Here is a 22,153-nt window from a genome sequence, read left to right as displayed (position 1 = left end):
GGGACAGGTGGCGAGCAGTAATGCGCTGTTCACGGCCGACCGGACCGTGCCCGGACTGATCGTGAAGATCGGGAACTATCCGCTGCACCACGGCGGCGTCGGAGCCATTCGCAGTCTCGGCAGGCTCGGCGTGCCGATGTACGCGATCACCGAGGACCGCTGGACCCCGGCGGCCCACTCCCGCTATCTGCGGCACGCCTTCGCCTGGCCCACCACCGGCCGCGAGAACCCGGACGCGCTGGTCGACGGGCTGCTGCGGATCGGCCGCCGGATCGGCCGCCCGGCCGTGCTCGTCCCGACCGACGAAGAGGCGGCGGTACTGATCGCCGAGCACCAGAAAGAGCTCGCCGACAGCTTCCTGTTCCCCTCCGTGGCCCCGGAGTTGCCCCGCAGGCTCGCCAGCAAGCAGGGCCTGCACGAGCTGTGCGTGGAGCACGGGGTGCCGTCTCCGGCGGCCGCCTTTCCCGACACGTACGACGACGTCGAGGACTTCGCGCGGCACGCGCGCTTCCCGGTGGTCGCCAAGAACCGCGAGGCGTTCGTCCGGCGCGAGCGGCCCGCGGTGCGGGGCACCACCCGGATCGAGAGCGCCGCGCATCTGCTGGCGCTCGCGCGCCGCTGGGGCGAGCGGCCGGGCGTGATCCTCCAGGAGTATCTGCCGCGCGAGCAGGCCGAGGACTGGATCGTGCACGCCTACTTCGACGAGAACGCGGCGCCGCTGGCGATGTTCACCGGCGTCAAGGTGCGCTCCTGGCCGCCGCACGCCGGGATGACCGCCACCGCGTACGTCGTCGACAACCCCGAACTCGCCCTCCTCGCCGAGCAGTTCGTGAAGCGGATCGGGTTCAGCGGGATCGTCGACCTCGATCTGCGCTTCGACCGGCGCGACGGGCAGTACAAGCTCCTCGACTTCAACCCGAGGATGGGCGCCCAGTTCCGGCTTTTCGAGAACGAGTCGGGCGTCGACGTCGTGCGGGCGCAGCATCTGCATCTCACCGGCCGCGCGGTCCCGGAGGGCGAACAGCTGTCCGGTCGGCGCTATGTCGTCGAGAACATCGATCTGCCCGCGCTCATCGCGTATCGCCGCAGCGGCTACACCACCCCGCACGCTCCCGCGCGCCCCTCCGGCACGGAACTCGCGTGGCTCGCGCGGGACGACCCCAGGCCCTTCTTCACGATGCTCGCCCGCTTCGTACGCCCGGGAGCCGAGCATCTCTACCAGCTGTGGCGGAGCTCGCGCCACGCGACCGCCCGGGCGGCCGATTAGACCCACCGCACGCGTAACACCCTGGGGAGGGACTTCACGTGATTCGTCCGGTAGCTGTCATCGGGGCGGGACCCTTCGGTCTGTCCAGCGCCGCGCATCTGCGCGGGCGCGGCATTCCCGTCCGCGTCTTCGGCTCGCCGATGGTGAGCTGGCGCGAGCACATGCCCCAGGGCATGGTGCTGAAGTCGACGCCTTCCGCGTCCAGTATCGACGCGCCCCAACCGGGCCATGACCTGGTCGACTTCTGCGCGGACACGGGCGTACGACGGTACGAGTCCGACTGGGACCTCATCTCCGGGGCGGACTTCGCGGCGTACGGGCAGTGGTTCGCGCAGCGGCTGCTGCCCGATCTGGAGCAGGTGCGGGTGGTGTCCGTGGACCGCGCCCGAGACGGCCATTTCGAGTTGAAACTCGACTCGGGGGAGGCGTTCGAAGCGCGCGCGGTGGTGGTCGCGACGGGGCTCGCGGGCCTGGCCCGGATGCCCCGCGAGCTGGCGGCCGCCGTCCCCGACGGCCCGTCCGCCACCGGCCCGATCTCGCACGCCTCCCAGCACGCCGACCTCTCCCGGTTCGCGGGCCGCGAGGTGCTGGTCGTGGGGGCGGGCCAGTCGGCCCTTGAGAACGCGGTGCTGATGGCGGAGGCGGGTGCGAGCGTACGGATCGTGGCGCGCCGGGCCGGGGCCGTCCGCTTCGGCGCCGCCCCCGACCAGCAGCCCCGGCTGAGCCCCGACTCGCCGTTCGGCCGCGCCTGGTCGCTGTACGCCTTCTCGTACCACGCCACCCACTTCCGCCACTTGCCCGCGCCCACCCGCCACTACCTGGTGCGCAAGGTGCTCGGTCCGCTGGGCGCGTGGTGGCTGCGCGAGCGGTTCACGGGCCGGGTCGCGGTGACCGACGGGCGCCGGGTGGTGCGGGCGCGTATCGAGTCCGGGCGCCCGGTCCTGACCCTGAGCGGCGGGACGGGGGCGCAGCGCGAACTCGCCGCCGACCATGTGATGGCCGCGACCGGCTACCGCATGGACGTGGCCGCGCTCGACTACCTCGGCCCGGGCCTGCGCACCCAGCTCACCACCTCGCGCGGCGCGCCGGTCCTGGACGCGGGCTACCGCTCCACGGTCCCGGGCCTGTACTTCACGGGCCTTCCGGCGGCCTCGTCGTTCGGCCCGGTGATGCGCTTCGTGTGCGGCACGCAGTACGCCTCGCCGAGGCTGGCGGCGTCGGTGGCGGCAGGCAACTGAGGTCGGGGGCTGGGCAACTGGGCCCTGGCAGCAGTCAATTGACCATCGACGGCGCGCGCGGCGGGACTTCACCACGGCGTGTGCGCCCCGGCCTCACCCCGCCGTGCGCGGGATCTTCTTCTCCCACGTCCGGTGGAACACGATCTCCCCGCCGTCGCGGCACACCACCTCGTCGGAGGTGAGGAAGTCCGCCGCGTCGCACCGGATTTCGGAGCGCGTGGTGATCGTGACGTCCCAGGCCAGCTCCGGCCGGTGGAGCCGGATCGTCCAGTCCGAGCGGGTGCGCGCGGACTGCGGGTCGCCCTCCTCGATCGTGTACGTCTCCCGTGCCTCCTCGGTGAATTCGAGGCCGTCGGGGTAGACCCGGGTGCCGCCGTACCGGGGGTCCACCTCCAGGCGCCACTCGCCCTTGGCCACATCGCGGATCACCAGGCGTTCGGGGCGCGGCTCGTCGAGCGGTTCGGGCGAGACCACGCCCAGCGGCGCCGACTGCTCCGGCGCCTCGAAGGTGATGGCGTCCGACGTCCGTTCCCGCAGCGGGAGTCGCAGCGAGCTGCCGACCGGGTCGAGGGTGAAGCCGACCGAGTCCGCCTGCGGCCAGATCCACGGCCAGTACGCCGAGGAGACGGCGAGGCGGATGCGGTGGCCGGGCGGGAAGGAGTGGCCGATGCCGTTGAGCAGAAACGTCACGTCCTGGGTGGCGCCCAGCGGCCACGCGTCCACCCGGTCGCGCCCCTCGCGCGCGGACAGATTGAGCGCGCCCCGTGTGACCAGCGTGGACGAGCCGTCCGGCGCCACATCGCAGAGCCGGGCGATCGCCTGCCCGAACGGCACGTCCATGCGCAGCCGCAGCGTCACCTCGGGGCGCCCGAGGATCTCCAGCGGCGGACCGTCGTCGGGCACCGCGAAGTCGAACGCCGCCGAGTGGGCGTCCTCGCCGCGCTGGTCGGGCGGCAGATCGGCGGCGTTGCCGAACGGGAAGAAGCGGCCCGCGTCCAGGCCGGTGTGCTGCGGCGAGTCGACCCGTACCGGGGCGCCGCCGAGCGCGTACGAAACGGGTGTGACGTGCGGCGACGGCCACGCCGGGTCGCCGACCCAGCGGCCGGGCAGCTCGTCGTAGACCGTGGCGGGCCGGTGCGACTCGCTGATCCAGGAGCGCAGCAGCGGCTCGGCCATCACCCCCGTGTCCTTGCCCTTGAGCCAGTGGTCCCACCACCGCAGCGTCTCCTGGAGGAAGCCGATTGCGGGTCCCGGCGGCAGCCCCCGGTCCGGGTACTGGTGCGACCAGGGCCCGATCAGACCGCGTACGCGCTCCGGCGGCAGGTGTTCCACGAAGCGGAGGACCGTGTCCCGGTACGGGTCGTGCCAGCCGCCGACCGCGAGCACCGCAGCGCCGATCGCCCCGTAGTCCTCGCAGACGCTGCCGTGCTTCCAGTACTCGTCGCGGGTCTGGTGCGCCAGCCAGGTGTGGATGTACGGCTCGACGCTCTCCAGGCGCCGCAGCCACATCTCCCGCCACTCCTCTCCCACGTACGCCGGGTCCGGCGGGCGCGCGGTGAAGGCCAGCATGGTCGCCGCCCATGCGTGCATATCCACCGCCAGGACGGAACTTCCCATGTAGTGCACGTCGTTGTCATAGCGGTCGTCCGATGAGCAGACCGTGACGACCGCCTTGAGCGGCTCGGGCGCGAGGGCCGCGATCTGAAGGGAGTTGAAGCCGCCCCAGGAGATCCCGAACATGCCCACGCCGCCGTCGCACCACGGCTGCCGGGCCAGCCACTCGACGACCTCGACGCCGTCCGCCAGCTCCCGCGCGTCGTACTCGTCACCCGGCAGGCCCTCGCTGTTGCCGTGCCCGCGCACGTCGACGCGTACGGAGGCGTAGCCGTGCCCCGCGTACCAGGGATGGCGCTGCCAGTCGCGTGGCGCGGTCCAGTCGGTGAGCCGGTACGGCAGGTATTCCAGCAGCGCCGGGACGGGCTCGTCCGTCTCGGGCCGCCAGACGCGCGCGTACAGCCGCGTCCCGTCCGCGAGCGGGATACGGATGTCCTCGCGCCGGGTCTCGTACGGGAATTCGGTGCGGATCTGCATGGCGGAACACCTCGGGCAAGGGGTGCGGGGACGTCAGTGGACGGGGTGCATGGTGCGTCTGAGCCAGGGCGCGGCCGCGATCACCACGAGGCCGGCGGCCACCGCGATGGCGCCGTTGACCCCGAAGTAGGCCGCGTTGGAGACCTTTCCGTACACCTTCACGGTCTGTGCCTGGATGCCGTTGGCGAGTGCGAGGGAGAGGAACCAGAGCGACATCGTCTGGCTCGCGAAGGCCCTCGGCGCGAGCTTGGTGGTCGCCGACATGCCGGAGGTCTCAAGCAGCACATCACCGAGCCCGAGCAGCAGATAGGAGCCGACGATCCACCAGGCCGCCATCTTGTACGTGTCGGAGCCGTGCCCGGCGGTCGGCACGACCATCAGCAGAAAGGAGAGCCCGCCCAGGACCACACCGAAGGCGATCTTGTTGGAGGCATGCGGCTGACGCGGTCCCAACCGCGACCAGACCGTCGCGACCACCGGTGCGAGGGCCACCTCGAACGCGCCGAGCGCCGAGGCGTACCAGCTCGCCGGGAAGTGGAAGCCGAGGATCTCCGTGCGCGCGTTGGACGACGCGAGCAGCATCATCGTCGAGTACGCCTGGAAGAGGATGAAGTTGAAGACGACCGAGGCCGCGAAGAGCGCGAGGTAGGGCCGCAGTCGGGCGCGCTCCTCGGCGTCCACCCGTGGGCTGCGGAACATCACCGTGAAGTAGACGGCGGGCGCGATCACCGAGACGACGGTGAGCACGTCGACGAACCGGCCCATCGTCAGCCATCCGGCGAGCGACAGCGCGGTGGCGAGCAGTCCGGCCACGACCGCTCCGCCCGCCATCAGGCGCACGGCCCGGCGCATGCCCTCGGGCGGCAGTGCGTACTCCGCCGCGTGCTTTCGCCCGGCCAGATGGCCGCGCCCGGCGACGTACTGGACGAGGCCGAACGTCATCCCGATCGCCGCCGCCGAGAAGCCCCAGTGCCAGCCCTGGTGGTCGCCGAGCCAGCCGGTGATCAGCGGGCCGGCGAAGGCGCCGATGTTGATGCCCATGTAGTAGAGCGCGAAACCGGCGTCGCGGCGCTCGTCGTCGGTGCGGTAGAGCTTGCCGACCATCGAGGCGACATTGGGCTTGAGCAGCCCCGTGCCCGCGCTGATGAGGCCGAGGCCGACCCACGTCATCGCGGGGGTGGGGACGGCCATCGTGTAGTGGCCGCAGGCGATCAGGACGCCGCCGTAGAGGACCGCGCGGTACGAGCCGAGGATGCGGTCGGCGAGCCAGCCGCCCGCGACGGAGACCAGATAGACGAGCGTTCCGTACGCCGCCGAGACCGAGGCGGCCGTGGCCGCGTCCATGCCCATGCCGCCGTGCGCGACCGTGTCGGCGAAGTAGAGGACCAGGATCGCCTGCATGCCGAGGAAGGAGAAACGTTCCCACACCTCAAGGCCGGAGAGGGTGAGCAATCCCTTCGGGTGGCCCAGGAAGGCATGGTCGTCCTGGGTCGGCGGCTGCTCGGCTCCGGGCTCCGGCGCGGTGTCGGTCGTCGTCTCGGACAAAAGGTCCACTCCTGATCGTATAAGCCGATCACGAACATACCGGGGTCCATCGGACTGTGCGCGTGGGGTGACGGGAAGGCGCCCACGGTGATCGAACAGCGACCGGATACGCTGACTTGAGTGAAGACAGCGACACATCGACAATCCGTGTGATCGTCAGCAGACAGGAGTACCCCTCGTGACCGTCGTCGGGCCGTTCGGGCTGAGCGTGCGGGACCAGGCTCTTGAAGCCGATGTCCAGACCGGATTGGCGGCAGTCGAGGCGGGCCTGCTCGATGCCACCAAGAGCGAGGTCCCCTTCATCACGGAAGCCGCGCAGCACCTCGTGCGGGCGGGCGGCAAACGGTTCCGGCCGCTGCTCGTGATGCTCGCCGCGCAGTTCGGCGACCCCTACGCGCCGGGTGTCGTGCCCTCGGCGGTGGTGGTCGAACTGACGCATCTGGCGACGCTGTACCACGACGACGTGATGGACGAGGCCGAGGTGCGGCGCGGGGTGGCCAGCGCCAACGTCCGCTGGGACAACTCCGTCGCGGTCCTCACGGGTGACTTCCTGTTCGCCCGCGCCTCGCACATACTGGCCGACCTCGGCCCGGAGGCCGTACGGATCCAGGCCGAGGCGTTCGAACGGCTGGTCACCGGCCAGATCCTGGAGACCGCGGGCCCGCGCGACGGCCGTGACCCGGTCGACCACTACCTCGATGTGCTCGCCGGCAAGACCGGTTCGCTGGTGGCCGTATCGGGCCGGTTCGGCGCGATGATGTCCGGCGCGGACGAGACGGTCGTCGACATCCTCACGCAGTACGGCGAGCGGCTCGGCACCGCGTTCCAGCTGGCCGACGACGTCCTGGACATCGCCAGCGACTCGCACGAGTCCGGCAAGACCCCCGGCACGGACCTGCGCGAGGGCATCCCGACCCTGCCGGTGCTGCACCTGCGCGCGCAGGCCGCCCAGTACGGCCGCCCGGAGGACCTGGAGCTGGTCGCGCTGCTCGACGGCGACCTGACGGACGACGCCCGCCACGCGGAGGCCCTGCGCCGCCTGCGGGTCCACCCGGCCCTCGAACAGGCCCGCCGCGACACGGTCCGCTACGCGGAAGAGGCCCGCGCAACCCTCGCCCCCCTCCCCGAGTGCTATGCGAAGTCGGCCCTGGAGGAACTGTGCGACGCGGTGGTGCACAGGGCGGGTTAAGGCCCCGCGCCCGACAAGGGGCGCGGGGAACTGCGCGACCAGCCACGCACGGTCCGCAGTCGAACGGACTCAGTAGCCCGAGCCACTCGATGGGGTGCTGTTCGTGCCGCCCGAGGTGGTGCCCCCACCCGTGTCGCCGGTAGCCTTCGCGCCGGTCGGGGTGATCGCGAACCACGTACCGCCGGCGCCTTGCCCGTACGCCTCCCGAGGCTCGTCGTCCTTGGAGTACCGGTAGATCGGCCAGCCGGCGAGCGTCAGTTGCTTGCTGCCGTCGGGCCGGGTGAGCGTGCCGACCAGGGCCTTGTCGATGCCCTTGACGCTCAGCTTGTCGGCGGCGGGCGCCGGGGACGGTGGCCAGAGCGAGGCGCAGGCGGCCAGGCAGGCCGAGTGGGACGGCTTCGCGGTGTCCATGTCGAAGCGGTAGAGGACGAACCCCTTGCTGTCGGTGACCACCGTGCCGACCTTGTCGACCTTGGCGGCGGTGAGGGTGGAGCCGGCCGGGGTCGCCGGGGCCGTGGTGCCTGTCGACGGCTTTTCGGTCTTGCTGCTGTTGTTGCTGCTGCCGCATCCCGTGGCGGCGAGCGCGAGGACGGCGGTCCCCGCTGCCGCGCCCAGGGCGATGCGATGGACGGTGAGCATGGCGATCCCCTTTGGTGGTGCCGGTTGCTCTCACTCAGGTGTACGGATTCCGGCCAAGTGGCACTCGAACACCTCTATCGACAGTTATGTGACTCAGATCACACTGTTGGAATGAGTCCAGACTGAGATCGATGCCGTACCCCTGCCCGGAAGCCTACGCATCAGCCGAAGGCAGTGCAGAAGTCAACGAACATCTGCATACAGGGGGAAACGATAATGAAACGGAATCGCAAGAGCATCCTCGTCGGCGCCACCGCTGTGGCGGCCGCCGCCGGAATCGCCTTCGCGATCGTCCCGGCATTCGCCGCCGGAAAGGGCGGCGGCAACGACCACGCGCGCGAGGACGGCGCCACCTACTTCGTGGCCAGTCTGCGCGGCGCCAACGAGGTGCCCGTGGCGGGCAAACCGGCGGTCGGCGACCCGGACGGCGCCGCGCTGGAGTTCGTCCGGATCAAGGGCGGCACGGTCACGTTCGCGGTGAAGTGGCGCGGCACCGGCAGGCCGACCATGCTCCACATCCATCAGGGTGTACGCGGGGTCAACGGCGACGTGAAAGTCGACTTCAGCGGGCAGTTGGGGAGTGTCACGGGTGGCGGCAACTGGCGGCGGGTCGCGGGCTCGGTCACCGTCAAGGACGCGGCGCTGCTCGCCTCCCTGAAGAACGACCCCAGTGGGTTCTACGCCAATCTCCACACCGCCGAGTTCCCGGGCGGCGCGGTCCGCGGGCAGCTGCACAAGGTCGAGCCGTACGACCTGTCCAAGGCGGTCGACGGCGGGGCCTTCCAGGTGTCCGTGGTGCGGGGCCGCCAGGTGTACGAGTGCAAGAAGGGCGCGGACGGTACGACGGCGTTCGCCCAGCGCGATGTCTCGGCCGTGCTCGAAGGCGGCATCCGGCACTCCTTCACCGCCCCCAACTCCGGTACGCCGCAATGGATCGCCCCCGACACCAGCGCCGTCACCGGAAAGGTGCTCACCAAGTCCCCTAACGGGGACGGAAACATCCCGGAGTTGGACCTCCAAGCGACGCAATCGGGCGCGCGTCATGGCCTGTTGGCGCGTACGGGCGAGATTCTGCGGCTCGACACGGCTGGCGGCGTCGCACCGGTGGGCGCATGCTCGACCGGTGCGGTCGTCGGGGTTCCGTATCGGGCGGACTACGTCTTCATCGCCCGCTGACCTCAACACCTTTGACGCTTCTGACAGGTACGCGACGCGTTACCCCTACTGGAAGGGGGCGGTGTCGCGTGCCTGTGTCATCCCAGAGAGGTACACGAGGTTGCTCCCGGGGGCTGACGCGTTCACGCGGCCGATTTGGTCAGATGGGAATCACCACTCCTGACCAATTCGGGTGAGAATGGCGGCGCGGAGTGGACAGAGCGCAGCACTACGGACGGACGCCGCCGACCACGGAGGTAAGGCACACATGGCACCGAACGACAGCGCACACACCACCGAGGAGGCCGGGGACCTCGTCGCGGGCCGCCGCAAGGCAGCGCGCTATCTGGTCCCGGTCGGGGTGGCGGGGGTGGCGGCCGCGACCATCGGGCTGGTCCCGGCGCTCGCGGCTTCAGGTGACCCCGATCTGCCGAAGATCAGCGCACAGCAGCTCATCGAGAAGATCGCCGCGTCGGACGCCCAGCAGCTCTCCGGCACGGTGAAGATCAACACGGACCTGGGGCTCCCTTCCGTCGGCGGCCTGGCGGGCTCCTTCGCCCCCAAGGGTGGCCCGGGCGGCGGCTCGTCGGCCTCGCCCGACAGCAAGCTGATGGAACTGGCCTCGGGCTCGCACACGCTGCGGGTCGCGACCGACGGCCAGGACAAGCAGAAGCTGTCGGTGCTCGACAAGGCGTCGGAGTACAGCGTCATCCACAGCGGCACCGACGTGTGGGCGTACGACAGCGCGTCGAACCAGGTGTACCACTCGAAGCGCGCGACCGACGGGAAGAAGGAGTTCCGCGGCGGCGCCGAGAAGGGGCACCCGGGCAAGGCCCCCGAGTCGATGCCGACCACGCCCAAGGCGATGGCCGAGCAGGCCCTCAAGGCGGTCGACCCCACCACGTCGGTGACGGTCGACGGCACGGTCCACGTGGCGGGCCGGGACGCGTACCAGCTGGTGATCAAGCCGAAGCAGTCCGGCTCGACCATCGGCGCGATCCGGATCGCGGTGGACGCGAAGAACGGCGTGCCGCTGAAGTTCACGCTCGCCCCGGCGGGCGGCGGCAAGGCCGTCATCGACGCGGGGTTCAGCAAGGTCGACTTCTCCAAGCCCTCGGCGTCGACGTTCGACTTCACGCCGCCCAAGGGCGCGAAGGTGACCCAGGACGACGGCAAGGCGCACGCGGGCAAGGCCCCCCAGGGCAAGGACCAGGGCAAGGAGTTCAAGGGCCTGAACGTCATCGGGAAGGGCTGGAACTCCATCGCCCGCCTCGACGTTCCAGGAGGTAAGGGCATCCCGTCCGCGCACTCCGGCAAGGGTGGCAAGGGCGGTGCCTCGCCGGAGGCCCAGAAGTTCCTCAATTCCCTGGGCGACAAGGTCACGGGCAAGTTCGGCTCGGGCACGGTCTACAAGACCCGCCTGATCAACGCGCTGGTGACGGACGACGGCAAGGTCTACGTGGGCGCGGTCACCGAGGACGCGCTGGTGAACGCGGCGAATTCCGCGAAGTAGTAAGGGGAAAGGGGGGACTTGAATCTGGTCCCCCCTTTGCACCCCTTGAAATCAGGGCTCCGGCGCTTGAGGAGCGGGGGTCCGGGGGCAGCGCCCCCGGCAGCGGCGATCAGCCGAGGGGGTCTGGGGCGAAGCACCAGTCAAGGGAAGGGGCGGGGTGGGGAACTCAGCATCGGTCATCGAGACGCACGGCCTCAGCAAGCGATACCGCGGCGGCCAACTGGCCGTGGACCGGCTGGACCTCACCGTGCCCGCCGGCAGCGTCTTCGGCTTCCTGGGCCCCAACGGCTCGGGCAAGACGACGACCATCCGCATGCTGATGGGCCTCATCGAGCCGACCTCCGGCACCGCGAGGGTCCTCGGCAGCCCCATGCCCCGCGCGGGGCGGACGGTCCTGCCGCAGGTGGGCGCCCTGATCGAGGGCCCCGCGCTGTACGGCTTCCTGTCCGGCCGGGACAACCTCGTACGGTACGACTCCGCCGATCCGACGGCCGACCCCCGCACCCGCGCGCGCCGGGTCGCCCACGCGCTGGAGCGGGTCGGGCTCGCCGCCGCGTCCGGCAAGAAGGCGCGGGCGTACTCACTGGGCATGAAGCAGCGGCTCGGGCTCGCGGCCGCGCTGCTCCAGCCACGCAAACTGCTGGTCCTGGACGAGCCGACCAACGGCCTCGACCCACAGGGCATGCGCGAGATCCGCTCCCTGGTGCGGGAGCTGGCGGCCGACGGCACCACGGTCTTCCTCTCCTCGCACCTCCTCGACGAGATCGAGCAGGTCTGTACGCACGCGGCGGTGATGACCCAGGGACGCCTGGTCGTCCAGGGCGAGGTCTCCGAGCTCTCGGCGGGCAACCGGGGACGCCTCGCCGTCACCACACCGGACCCGGCCGACGCGGCCCGGCTCCTCAAGGAGCGCGGTATCGCGGACGTGTCCGTCGACGGCGACCGGGTGACCGGCGAAGTCCCGCCGGAAGACGTGGAGTTGGCGGAATTGAACGCGGCGCTGGTGCACGCAGGCGTACGAGTGAGGGCCTTCGGGGTCGAACGGGCCTCGCTGGAGGACGCGTTCGTCGCGCTGACCGGGGAGGGATTCGATGTCGCGGGCTGAGACGGAGGCGACGGGGGCGGCGGAAGCGGCCGGTGTCACGGGGGAGCCGGACGTCGCGAAGGCGGCCGGTGGTTCGGCGGCGCCACCCGCCCCCACGCCCACCTCGCCCGATGCCACGAACCACGCCCCGGACCGGGGCGAGGGTGTGGCGTCGGCGGCGCCGACGCTGCCGCGTCCCAGCCCCCTGTGGGCGCTCGGACTGTTCTGGTCCGAGCTGGTCACCGTGGTGCGGCGGTGGCGCACGCTCGCGCTGCTCGGCGTACTGGCGGCCGTCCCCATCCTCATCGGGGTCGCCGTCAAGATCGAGACCCGCAACGGTGGAACGGCGGGCCCGAGCGGAGGCGACGGTCCCGCGTTCATCTCGCAGGTCACCAACAACGGACTCTTCCTCGTCTTCGCCGGGCTGGCCGCGACCCTCCCGGTCTTCCTGCCGATGGCGATCGGCGTCGTCGCGGGCGACTCGATAGCGGGCGAGGCCAACGCCGGGACCCTGCGCTATCTGCTCGTCGCCCCGGCGGGCCGGGCCCGGCTGCTGCTCGCCAAGTACGCCTCGACGCTGGCGTTCTGCCTGCTCGCGACGCTGGTCGTGGCCGCGTCCGCGCTGGCGGTGGGAGCGCTGCTGTTCCCGCTCGGCGAGGTCACGACGATCTCCGGCACGCAGATATCGTTCGCGGACGGATTGGTGCGCTCGCTGGCGATCGCCGGGGTGGTGGCCCTGTCGCTGACCGGTGTGGCGGCGCTCGGCCTGTTCATCTCCACGCTCACCGGCAGCGGTGTCGCGGCGATGGCGGCGACCGTGGGTCTGCTGATCACCGTGCAGATCCTGGACCAGATACCCCAGCTGCACGCGATACACCCGTATCTGTTCCCGCACTACTGGCTGTCCTTCGCGGACCTGCTGCGGGTGCCCGTCTACTGGGACGAGCTGGTGAAGAACCTGGAGCTGCAGGCGCTGTACGTGGCGGTCTTCGGGTCGGCGGCGTGGGCGCGGTTCACGGCGAAGGACATCACGGCGTGACGGTGGCCTGACCCGGGAGGGGCGTCCGGATGCGACGGGCAACGGAACGGGGCAACGGCATCGGACAACGGAACGGTCGTGCGAGCCGACCCCCGTGGCGGCTCGACACGACACGTACCGTTTCCTCGGCACATTGTTGGAGCAGACCATTCCGCTGTCAATACGCTACGGGCCGTCCTCGTAGACTCGGCACGTGACCGACTCGCCGCGTCCCGCCCCCAACCCCCGGCGCCGGAGCGAGAGATCGCGCCGCGCGATCCTCTCCGCAGCCCTCGAACTGTGCGCGGAAAACGGATACGGCAAAGTCACCATCGAGGGTGTCGCGGCGCGCGCGGGTGTGAGCAAGAAGACGATCTACCGCTGGTGGCCGACCAAGGGTGCGGTGCTCCTGGAGGCGGTGATCGAGGGGGTGGTCAGTGCCTCGCCGCTGCCGGACACCGGGAACATCGACGCGGACATGGTGACCCATGTCACCAGCGTGATGCGGCTCTTCACCTCGCCGGTGATCGGCCCCGCGTACACCGGGATCCTCTCCGAGCTGCTGCACGAGGAGGCGCTGGCCAGGGCGGTCAACGAGGAGCTGGTGGCCCCGCGCGTCGCCCTCGTCCACCAGCGGCTGGACGCGGCCCGGCGTCAGGGGCAGCTGCCACCGGACGCGGACCTGGAGCTGGCCGTGGAGATGCTGTACGGCCCGCTGTACTACCGGCATGCCCTGAAGCGGCCGTTCCACGACGAGCAGCGGATCGTGGAGCTCGTGGCGCATGTCATGCGTGCGCTGCGGGCGCCGGCTCGGAGCTGAAGAAGGTCTTGGCGAGGGTCGTCGCCTCGCTGTCCTCCCCGATGGTGCCGGGCCGGTTGGCGCGGCCGAGCAGGACGCCGCCCCAGTTCATGTCCATGTACGCGGCGGTGTTGCGCAGGGTCCCGACCAGCGGGTCCGCCACCGACGGGTCGGCGGTGGCCAGCGCGGTGACGCCCCACAGGGTCCGCCCGGCCATCCGGGGCCTGAACTCCAGACCGGGCACCCGCATCCACCCCGACCAGTGGTCGAGGTAGTGCTTGACCGAGGTGGACACGCTGTACCAGTACAGGGGCGAGGCGATGACGAGGTCGGTCGCCTCCAGGGTCGCGTCGAGCAGCGTGGCGGCGTCACCGGTCGGCTCGGCGTAGAGCCCCTCGCCGTCGTGGCGCCGGTCGGTGAACTCCGGCAGCCGCAGCGCCGAGAGGTCCAGCCAGCGCTGCCCGACACCGGACGGCAACTGCTCGGCGGCGAGCCGGGCCAGCGCCTCGGTGTTGCCACCGGGACGCGTACTGCCGAGCAGGAAAAGGAAGTTGCGGGCCATGGTCCCCTCCGTACACAAAGCGTGGGCACGCGAAAGCATGCGCGTGCAGTATATGCACACGCATGCTTTTCGCGGGAGGAGAGCTGAGGGGGTCAGCTCCTGGGAACCGCCCCGGAGTCCCTGGGCCGCCTCACGACGCCAGCTGCCAGAGTGCGTAGGCGATGGCGTCGGTCTGGTGGCCGAGCACCGTGTCGTCGATGTTCGTGCTGGTGTCGCACGACCGGTGGTAGCAGGCGTCGAACGCCTTGCCCGCCGTGCCGCCCCACTTCTGGGCCTGGGCCGGGGTCTTGATGTAGTCGGCGCCGGAGAAGAGGCCGCCGACCGGTATCCCGGCGTCCTTGAACGGGGCGTGGTCGGAGCGGCCGTCGCCCTCGGTCTCGACTTCGGTGGGTATGGAGAGCTTGGTGAAGTAGTCCTTGAAGACCTTCTCCAGGGCCGGGTCGTCGTCGTAGACGAAGTAGCCCGGGTTCGGTGAGCCGATCATGTCGAAGTTGAGATAGCTGGAGATCTTGGCGCGCTCGGCGGCGGAGAGGCTGTCGACGTAGTGCTTCGAACCGACCAGACCCAGTTCCTCGGCGCCGAACCAGCCGAACCGCAGATGCTTCGCGGGCTTGAGCCGATCGCGGGAGACGGCGAGCGCGGTCTCCAGGATCCCGGCCGAGCCGGACCCGTCGTCGTTGACGCCGGGACCCTCGTCGACCGAGTCGAGATGGGCGCCGGCCATGACGGTCTTGGTGGTGTCGCCGCCCGGCCAGTCGGCGATCAGGTTGTAGCCGGTGGCGCCGGACGAGGTGAACTCCTGGACGGAGGTGGTGAATCCGGCCGCGTCCAGCTTGCCCTTCACATAGTCGAGCGAGGTTTTGTAACCGGCGTGGCCGTGGGCGCGGTTTCCGCCGTTGGCGTCCGCTATCTGCTGGAACTGTCCGAGGTGCGCCTTGACGTTGGCGACGGGGATGTCGGGGGCGGTCGCGGCGCTCGGCGTGGCGGACGTGGTCGATGTGGCGGGTGGGGCCGCCTGGACCGTGGGTGCCGCGAGGCCGAGCGTCATCGCGGCGGCGGCGAAGGCCGCGCCCACGGTGAGGGTGTGCCTGGTGTGTTTCATGCGCATGGGGGGCTCCGTGTTCCGTAGGAGATGGGACGGAAGCGCGAGCCCGATGTTCAAGGAGGGTCTGACCCACCGTCAAGAATGGATTCCGGACACGGGAGTTCGCCGACCGGACACCGACTGGAGAGGGCGCCGGGGCCGCTGGCCGGAACTCGACGGCGTTACGAGGCGTTGTACGCGTCGTACGACGCGCGAGCGGCCGCGATCTCGCTCTGGTGCTCCTCGGTCCAGGTGACCAGCGAGCGGATGGTGTGGTGCAGGGTCCCGCCGAGCGGCGTCAGGGCGTACTCGACGCGGGGCGGCACCACCGGGTGGACCGTGCGGCTGACCAGGCCGTCGCGCTCCAACTGGCGCAGCGTGACGGTCAGCATGCGCTGGCTGATGCCGTCGATCTCGCGGCGCAGCTCGGTGAAGCGCAGCACACGGCGGTCGAGCAGGGCGATGACCAGCAGCGACCACTTGTCGGCCACACGGTCCAGGATCTGCCGCACCTCGCATCCCTCGCGGGTGTCCCACTGGAAGGGATCGGTGTCGCCCTGGGCGTCCGGGGCGGCCGGGTCGGTTACTTCGCAGTGCCCGGGTGACCTCAAAGTGCCTTCTTCCATGGGTGGTTATCGTGCCGCAGGCTGTCGGTGGTTACAAGAGAGAACTGACCACCGTTCTGGTAACCACCCCCTTCCCGTACCTCCTTGATGGGAGTCGTCATGCCCGTACGCGCCCGGGTGCTGCTGCTGGTCCTCTGCGGCACGATCTTTCTGGAGGGCATCGACGTCGCGATGTTCGCGGTGGCGGTGCCGACCATCCGGTCCGACCTGGGCCTCTCGACGTCCGAGGCGGCCTGGGTGATGAGCGCGTACGTGCTCGGCTACGCGGGCTTCACCCTGCTCGGCGGGCGCGCCGCCGATCTGCTCGGACGGCGCCGGATGTTCCTGGGCGCGCTCACGGTCTTCCTGCTCTTCTCCGGCCTCGGCGGATTCGCCACCACCGGATGGATGCTGATCGCCGCGCGCCTGGTGACCGGGGTGTCGGCGGCGTTCATGACGCCCGCCGCGATGTCGATCATCACGACGTCGTACGAGGAGGGTCCCGAGCGCAACCGGGCGCTGCTGGTCTTCGCGGGGACGGCCGCCGGGGGCTTCTCACTGGGGCTGGTCATCGGCGGGGTGCTCACCGGATTCGGCTGGCGGTGGGTGTTCTTCGCGCCGGTGCTGCTCGCCGGGGCGCTCCTCGCGGCGGCGGTACGACTGGTCCCGGCCGAGGCGCGCCCGTCGCGCAGCGGGAACTTCGACCTGGCGGGGGCGGGTGCGGCGGCCGGGACGATGGTGCTCCTCGCCTACGGGATCGTGCGCCTGGAGCACGGCGCGGCGGGGTGGTGGCTGACGGCCGGGTCGTTCGCGGCGGGGCTGCTGCTCGCGGGGGTGTTCGTGGCGGTCGAACGCCGCGCCCCGGCGCCGCTGGTCCGGCTCGGCATCCTGCGCAACGCCCCGGTGGTACGGGCGGATGTGGGCGCCCTGCTCTTCGTCGGCTCGTTCTTCGGCTTCCAGTTCATCGCCACGCTGTACTTGCAGGAACTGCGCGGCTGGTCGTCGATGCGGACGGCGCTCGCGCTGGTGGTGATGGGGTGCGACGCGGTGCTCGCGCCGACGCTCACGCCCCGGCTGGTGAACCGGTTCGGCAACGCGCGGGTGATCCTCGGCGGATTCCTGCTGGCGATCGTGTCGTACGGGCTGTTCGTGCCGGTCGGCGACGACTGGTCGTATGCGGCGATGCTGCCGACGCTGGCGCTGACGGGGGTGGCATTCGCGCTCGCGTACGGGCCGTTGGCGATCGCGGCGACGTCGGGGGTCGCGGAGTCGGAGCAGGGGCTGGCCGGGGGCCTGCTCCACACGTCGACGCAGTTCGGGTCGGCGGTGGGGATCTCGGCGGTGACGGCGGTGTACGGCGCGGTGTCGTCCGGCCACGACCGCCTGGTGGCGTTCCGGGCGGCGTTGGTGGTGCCGGTGGGGATGGTGGTGCTGGGGGCGGTGGTGACGGTTCTGGGCTTGCGGGGTGTTTCCCCCACCCCGCCCCTCCCCGAAAGCCCTGGGCGGGCGGGCGGTGGCGCGTCTGCGGACCGTGCGTCCAGCGTGGCTGACGTGAGGTCCGGCTGACCGCCGGTGGGGGCTTGTCGCGCAGTTCCCCGCGCCCCTAGGCAGTTAGGGGCGCGGGGAACTGCGCGAGCAACCCAGCACGGTCCGCAGACAAGCGGGGCACGGGGGCGAAGCCCCCAGCGGGGCGCAGGGGCCGCAGGCCCCGCTCGGGGTCCGGGGGCGCAGCCCCCGGGAGACCATCCTCAACCCCCACCCACCCCCGGAGGGTCTAGGCGAAGGGGCGGGGAGGGGCTCAAGCCGCCGGTTCGCGGGTCGGCGCCGCGTCCGGACGAACCGCCGCCGCGGACTCCGTCGCCGCCGCCAGCGCCACCCGCCCCCGCCGCGCCGTACGCAGCGCGTCCCAGGTCAGGAGCGTGAGGGCGAGCCAGACCAGGGAGAAGCCGGCCCAGCGCTCCGGCGGCATGGCCTCGTGGAAGTACAGGATGCCCAGGCCGAACTGGAACACCGGCGCCAGGTACTGGAGCAGGCCGAGCGTCGACAGCGGCACCCGGATCGCGGCCGCACCGAAGCACACCAGCGGCGCCGCCGTGACGACACCCGTCGCGGCGAGCAGCGCGGAGTGCCCCGCGCCCTCGGACCCGAACGTCGCGTTCCCGGACGCCCCGAGCCACACCAGATACCCCAGCGCCGGCAGGAACTGCATCGCGGTCTCGGCCGCCAGCGATTCGAGCCCGCCGAGGTTGACCTTCTTCTTCACCAGGCCGTACGTGGCGAACGACAGCGCCAGCGTCAGCGAGATCCACGGCGGACGCCCGGCCCCCACCGCCAGGACCACCACCGCGCCCGCGCCGATCGCCACCGCCGCCCACTGCACCGGCCGCAGCCGCTCCTTCAGCAGGAGCACGCCCATCGCGATGGTGACCAGCGGGTTGATGAAGTAGCCGAGCGATGCCTCCACGACGTGGCCGGAGTTCACCGACCAGATGTAGACGCCCCAGTTCACGGTGATCACCGCGGCCGCGAGGCCGATGAGCGCGAGGCGGCGCGGCTGGCGTATGAGCTCGCCGATCCACGCCCAGCGGCGCAGCGCGAGCAGCGCGACGACGACGAACGCCAGCGACCACACCATGCGATGGGCCAGGATCTCGATCGCGCCGGCCGGTTTCAGGAGCGGCCAGAAGAGCGGGACGAGGCCCCACATCCCGTAGGCGCCGATCCCGTACAGCAGTCCTGCCCGCTGCTCACCGGCGTCACCAACACCGGCGGCGGTTTTCGGTTCCTCGGCCACTGGCCCTCCCTGCGCGCGCGTCAACCTTGTTGAAGGTAGCGCCAGAGGGCCATTTCTGTCATGCCCTATATCCGAAAACGGTCCTGACGGCCGGACCGGTTCCGTTTAATCGGCGGGCCGGATCCGTTTACCGGCCGCCCGCCCCGCGTCCCGCGCCCGCTCAGGGCCTCAGACGGCCGCCGCGATCGTCGTCGCGATCGGGGTCGTCGGGCGGCCGATCAGCCGGGCCAGGTCGCCGGACGTGGCCGCGAGGCGGCCGCGCTCGATCGCCAGGTCCACATCGACCAGGATCTCGGCGAACGGCGCCGGGACGCCCGCGCCGGTGAGGATGCCGAGGTGCACCTCGGGGGCCACGGCCTGGTACCCGATCTCCTTGCCGGTCGCCCGCGCGACCTCGGCCGCGTACTCCGCGAACGACCACGCCACGTCGCCGCTCAGCTCGTACGCCTTGCCCAGGTGGCCCTCGCCGGTCAGGACGGCCGCAGCGGCGGCGGCGTAGTCGGCGCGGGCGGCCGAGGCCACGCGGCCCTCGCCCGCGTTGGAGACGACGGCCCCGTGCGCCAGGACCGGCGCCAGGTTGGCCGTGTAGTTCTCGGTGTACCAGCCGTTGCGCAGGAACGTGTACGGCAGGCCCGAGTCGAGGATCAGCTGCTCGGTGGCCCGGTGCTCGTCCGCGAGCGTGAAGTCGGCGGCGGGCCCGCCCAGGATTCCGGTGTACGCGAGCTGCGCGACCCCGGCGGCCTTCGCGGCCTCGACGACGGCGGTGTGCTGCGCCACGCGCTGCCCGACCTCGCTGCCGGAGATCAGCAGCACGCGGTCACCGGCGTGGAAGGCCCCGGCCAGCGTCTCGGGCGCGCTGTAGTCCGCGATCCGCAGCTCCACTCCGCGCGCGGCGATCTCGGCGGCCTTCTCCTTGTTGCGTACGACGGCGGCTATCGAGTCCGCCGGAACGCCCGCGGCGAGCAGCTCGTCGATGACGAGACGGCCGAGGGATCCGGTGGCTCCGGTGACGACGATGCTCATGGCTGCTGACTCCTTGGCTCTCGGTCCCATACGGAACCCCGGGTTCCCGTGCGGAACCCGTGACACTCACCGTACGGCTGGCGCTAACCTTTCGTAAGTACCCACTTTGAAGTAAGGTACTGGTATGGCAGTAAGTACCTCGTCCAGTACGGCGCCCACCGAGGACCTCCGTGAGGCGATGTGTCCGCACCGGCTCGTCCTGGAGCACGTCACCAGCCGCTGGGGCGTCCTGGTCCTGCTCGCGCTGATGGAGCGGTCGTTCCGTTTCAGCGAGCTGCGCCGCCACGTCGGGCGGGTCAGCGAGAAGATGCTGGCCCAGACCCTGCAGACGCTGGAGCGCGACGGTTTCGTGCACCGCGACGCCAAGCCGGTCATCCCGCCGCGCGTCGACTATTCGCTGACCCCGCTGGGCCGCGAGGCCGCCGAGCGCGTACGGGCCCTGGCCGAGTGGACCGGGGTGCGGATGGAACAGGTGCAGGAGGCCCGCGTCGCGTACGACACGGCCCGCGAGTCCAAGCCCGCGTAACGCCGGCAGGCGTAGCGCCCACCCCCCGGCACCTACTCCGGCTGTGGCTCCCGCCCCGCCTCCAGCGACCGCAGCGCCCGCGAGACGTCGAATGGCAGGACCGTCACCGCCACCGACGGCAGATGCTCCAGGGCTTTGGCCATCGCCTCGCCCGTGCCCCGGTGCAGCAGCCTGCCGAGGAAGCCGGTGTACGTGCGGTGCGGGACCAGGACCGTGAGCCACGTCCGGTCGTCCTCGGTCGTCCGGGCCGCGAGTCCCGCCATCGCGTGCCGCAGCCGCCGGTCCGGGCACTCCACCAGCTCCAGCGGCACCGAGGTCGCCGCCGTGTCCTCCCACTGCGCGGCGAGCCGCCGTGCGTGCGCCTCGTCGATCGCGAAGTGGACCGCCCGGATCTCGTCGGGACGCAGCTCATGCGCGTACCGCAGGGCCTTCAGGGCCGCCAGGTCCATCGTCTCGACCAGGACGAGGACCAGATGGCGGCGGCCGTGCGGCAGATCGGCGCCCGGCGCCTGGAGGGTGTTCAGGGCCGCGGCCTCGCGCCGGTACTCGCGGTTGATCCGCGTCAGCGCCCACACCCCGAGCGGGAACACCACGACCACCAGCCAGGCGCCCTCGGTGAACTTGGTGACCGCGAAGATCAGCACGACGGCCGCCGAGACCACCGCCGCCGCCCCGTTGACGGCCACCTTCAGCCGCCGCCTCCGCTCGCGTCGCCGCAGGTGGTACGCGGTGAGCCCGGCCCCGGCCATGGTGAAGGCGGTGAACACCCCGATCGCGTACAGCGCCACCAGCTTGTCGACACTGGCGCGGGTGACCAGGAGCAGCGCCATCGAGACGACGGTCAGCGCGATGATCCCGTTGGAGAACGCCAGCCGGTGCCCGCGCCGGGTCAACTGCCGTGGCAGGAACCGGTCCTCGGCCACGAAGCTCGCGAGGAACGGGAAGCCGGTGAACGGGGTGTTGGCGCCGGTGTAGAGGATCAGCGCGGTCGCGAGCTGGACGAAGACGAGCCCGGCCGTCCCCGCCACCCCGCCTCCGAAGGCGAAGTGGGCCTCCTGCGCGATGACGGTCGGGGTGCCGTCGGCATACGGCACGGCGTGTGTGTAGTGGGCCAGCGTCGACACTCCGAGCACCAGGATGCCCAGGATGCAGCTCATCGCGATCAGCGTGTGGCGCGCGTTGCGCCCCTGCGGCTCGCGGAACGCCGAGATCCCGTTGGAGATCGCTTCGAGCCCGGTCAGCGACGACCCGCCGTTGGCGAACGCCCGCAGCACCATGAACAGCGAGGCCCCGTACAGCCAGCCGCTGCCCGCGCTCCCGATGGGAATCGCGCCGGAGGCGTGCAGATCGGCGCGCGGCAGTCCGCTCGTGAGCCCCCGCGCGGCCGAGGCGATCAGTATCAGCGCGACCGCCGCCATGAACAGATAGGCGGGCAGCGCGAAGAGCCGCCCCGCTTCCCGTACACCGCGCAGATTCCCGTACGCCAGGAAGAGGATCACCCCGACGGAGATGGGGAGTTGGAGGTGGTCCATGCCGGTCCACTGGCCGCCGAGGAGATGGGCCAGCGAGATGATCGCGTTGGTCCCGGCCGACACCTGGACCGCGACCGTCACGATGTAGTCGACGAGCAGTGCCACGGCCGCGATCTGCGCGATGTCCGGCCCGAAGTTCTCCCGGGCGACGACGTAGGAGCCGCCGGCCCGGGTGTAGATCGTGACGACATCGCTGTAACAGAGCGTCAGAAGGACGAGGACGAACAGGATCGCGCCGGTCACGGGCATCAGCAGACTGAACGCCGCCGCACCGACGACCGGCACCAGCACCCGCAGCATCTCCTCGGAGCCGTACGCCGACGAGCTGATGCAGTCCGAGGCGAGCACTCCGAGCGCCGTGCGGTTGTTCAGCTTCTCGTCGCTGATGCGCTCGGTGGTGAGCGGCTTGCCGAGCAGCCGCCGTTTGACGCGGTACGCGAGACGGTCCATGGGCATATGAGTACGGGTGCCCGGCCGGGGGGCCACGCA

19 protein-coding genes are annotated in these 22,153 nt (G+C 71.0%); 10 read left to right on the top strand and 9 right to left on the bottom strand.

Annotation, left to right across the window (positions count from 1 at the left end; translation table 11 throughout):
• Positions 1-7: 7 nt before the first annotated feature.
• Both ACT1U9_RS12840 and ACT1U9_RS12835 read left to right on the top strand, forming a co-directional pair.
• Entirely contained in the window at positions 8-1,267 is a 1,260-nt protein-coding gene (locus tag ACT1U9_RS12840) for a carboxylate--amine ligase (protein ID WP_444538438.1), read from the top strand.
• Positions 1,268-1,305: 38 nt separating this feature from the next.
• A complete protein-coding gene (locus ACT1U9_RS12835; RefSeq protein WP_444538437.1) occupies positions 1,306-2,505 on the top strand; it encodes an NAD(P)-binding domain-containing protein in 1,200 nt (399 codons plus the stop codon).
• A 93-nt stretch (positions 2,506-2,598) separates the two neighbouring features.
• Here ACT1U9_RS12835 and ACT1U9_RS12830 read toward each other — a convergent pair whose 3' ends face one another.
• Complete coding sequence (locus tag ACT1U9_RS12830) at positions 2,599-4,596, bottom strand: CocE/NonD family hydrolase (protein WP_444538436.1); 1,998 nt, start codon at positions 4,594-4,596, stop codon at positions 2,599-2,601.
• Positions 4,597-4,629: 33 nt separating this feature from the next.
• Positions 4,630-6,141: a peptide MFS transporter gene (locus ACT1U9_RS12825; RefSeq protein WP_444538435.1), complete on the bottom strand. Its 1,512-nt coding sequence runs from the start codon at positions 6,139-6,141 to the stop codon at positions 4,630-4,632.
• 178 nt (positions 6,142-6,319) lie between these two features.
• Between ACT1U9_RS12825 and ACT1U9_RS12820 the strand changes: the two genes are divergently transcribed.
• Entirely contained in the window at positions 6,320-7,330 is a 1,011-nt protein-coding gene (locus ACT1U9_RS12820; RefSeq protein WP_444538434.1) for a polyprenyl synthetase family protein, read from the top strand.
• A 69-nt stretch (positions 7,331-7,399) separates the two neighbouring features.
• Here the strand turns inward: ACT1U9_RS12820 and ACT1U9_RS12815 are convergent, their stop codons facing one another.
• Complete coding sequence (locus ACT1U9_RS12815) at positions 7,400-7,969, bottom strand: hypothetical protein (protein WP_444538433.1); 570 nt, start codon at positions 7,967-7,969, stop codon at positions 7,400-7,402.
• A gap of 216 nt (positions 7,970-8,185) precedes the next feature.
• Between ACT1U9_RS12815 and ACT1U9_RS12810 the strand changes: the two genes are divergently transcribed.
• From ACT1U9_RS12810 to ACT1U9_RS12790, 5 genes are all read left to right on the top strand, one after another.
• Positions 8,186-9,145, top strand: a complete 960-nt coding sequence (locus ACT1U9_RS12810; protein WP_444538432.1) for a CHRD domain-containing protein — start codon at positions 8,186-8,188, stop codon at positions 9,143-9,145.
• A 247-nt stretch (positions 9,146-9,392) separates the two neighbouring features.
• Positions 9,393-10,637, top strand: coding sequence for a LolA family protein (locus tag ACT1U9_RS12805; RefSeq protein WP_444538431.1), 1,245 nt, complete (start codon positions 9,393-9,395; stop codon positions 10,635-10,637).
• Positions 10,638-10,794: 157 nt separating this feature from the next.
• Positions 10,795-11,742 carry an ATP-binding cassette domain-containing protein gene (locus ACT1U9_RS12800; protein ID WP_444538430.1) on the top strand — a complete coding sequence of 316 codons (948 nt, stop codon included), beginning with the start codon at positions 10,795-10,797 and terminating at the stop codon, positions 11,740-11,742.
• Complete coding sequence (locus ACT1U9_RS12795; protein ID WP_444538429.1) at positions 11,729-12,760, top strand: ABC transporter permease; 1,032 nt, start codon at positions 11,729-11,731, stop codon at positions 12,758-12,760. Before ACT1U9_RS12800 ends, ACT1U9_RS12795 begins: the two co-directional genes overlap by 14 nt.
• 193 nt (positions 12,761-12,953) lie before the next feature.
• The gene (locus tag ACT1U9_RS12790) at positions 12,954-13,559 is read left to right on the top strand and encodes a TetR/AcrR family transcriptional regulator (RefSeq protein ID WP_444538428.1); all 606 of its coding nucleotides are present in this window, start codon (positions 12,954-12,956) and stop codon (positions 13,557-13,559) included.
• Here the strand turns inward: ACT1U9_RS12790 and ACT1U9_RS12785 are convergent.
• The 3 genes from ACT1U9_RS12785 to ACT1U9_RS12775 all read right to left on the bottom strand — a co-directional run bounded on the left by ACT1U9_RS12785 (position 13,525) and on the right by ACT1U9_RS12775 (position 15,810).
• Positions 13,525-14,100: a flavodoxin family protein gene (locus tag ACT1U9_RS12785; RefSeq protein WP_444538427.1), complete on the bottom strand. Its 576-nt coding sequence runs from the start codon at positions 14,098-14,100 to the stop codon at positions 13,525-13,527. The genes ACT1U9_RS12790 and ACT1U9_RS12785 overlap by 35 nt on opposite strands.
• 130 nt (positions 14,101-14,230) lie before the next feature.
• Positions 14,231-15,208 (bottom strand): M28 family metallopeptidase, encoded by a 978-nt coding sequence (locus tag ACT1U9_RS12780; RefSeq protein ID WP_444538426.1) that lies wholly within the window; start codon positions 15,206-15,208, stop codon positions 14,231-14,233.
• 158 nt (positions 15,209-15,366) lie between these two features.
• Positions 15,367-15,810, bottom strand: a complete 444-nt coding sequence (locus ACT1U9_RS12775) for a winged helix-turn-helix transcriptional regulator (RefSeq protein WP_444538425.1) — start codon at positions 15,808-15,810, stop codon at positions 15,367-15,369.
• Between the two features lie 99 nt (positions 15,811-15,909).
• Between ACT1U9_RS12775 and ACT1U9_RS12770 the strand changes: the two genes are divergently transcribed.
• Entirely contained in the window at positions 15,910-17,355 is a 1,446-nt protein-coding gene (locus tag ACT1U9_RS12770) for an MFS transporter (RefSeq protein ID WP_444538424.1), read from the top strand.
• Positions 17,356-17,587: 232 nt separating this feature from the next.
• Here ACT1U9_RS12770 and rarD read toward each other — a convergent pair whose 3' ends face one another.
• Positions 17,588-18,496 (bottom strand): EamA family transporter RarD, encoded by a 909-nt coding sequence (gene rarD / locus ACT1U9_RS12765; protein ID WP_444539089.1) that lies wholly within the window; start codon positions 18,494-18,496, stop codon positions 17,588-17,590.
• Positions 18,497-18,751: 255 nt separating this feature from the next.
• The gene (locus tag ACT1U9_RS12760; RefSeq protein WP_444538423.1) at positions 18,752-19,606 is read right to left on the bottom strand and encodes an SDR family oxidoreductase; all 855 of its coding nucleotides are present in this window, start codon (positions 19,604-19,606) and stop codon (positions 18,752-18,754) included.
• A 124-nt stretch (positions 19,607-19,730) separates the two neighbouring features.
• On the opposite strand from ACT1U9_RS12760, the gene ACT1U9_RS12755 reads away from it, so the two are divergent.
• On the top strand, positions 19,731-20,132 hold the full coding sequence (locus ACT1U9_RS12755; RefSeq protein ID WP_444538422.1) for a winged helix-turn-helix transcriptional regulator: 402 nt from the start codon (positions 19,731-19,733) through the stop codon (positions 20,130-20,132).
• A 32-nt stretch (positions 20,133-20,164) separates the two neighbouring features.
• Here the strand turns inward: ACT1U9_RS12755 and ACT1U9_RS12750 are convergent, their stop codons facing one another.
• Positions 20,165-22,120, bottom strand: a complete 1,956-nt coding sequence (locus ACT1U9_RS12750; RefSeq protein WP_444539088.1) for an APC family permease — start codon at positions 22,118-22,120, stop codon at positions 20,165-20,167.
• Positions 22,121-22,153: the final 33 nt, after the last annotated feature.

Source organism: Streptomyces sp. BR1, from assembly GCF_052373795.1.
Classification (GTDB): Bacteria; Actinomycetota; Actinomycetes; order Streptomycetales; family Streptomycetaceae; genus Streptomyces.
This window is presented reverse-complemented; position numbering and strand designations above follow the sequence as displayed.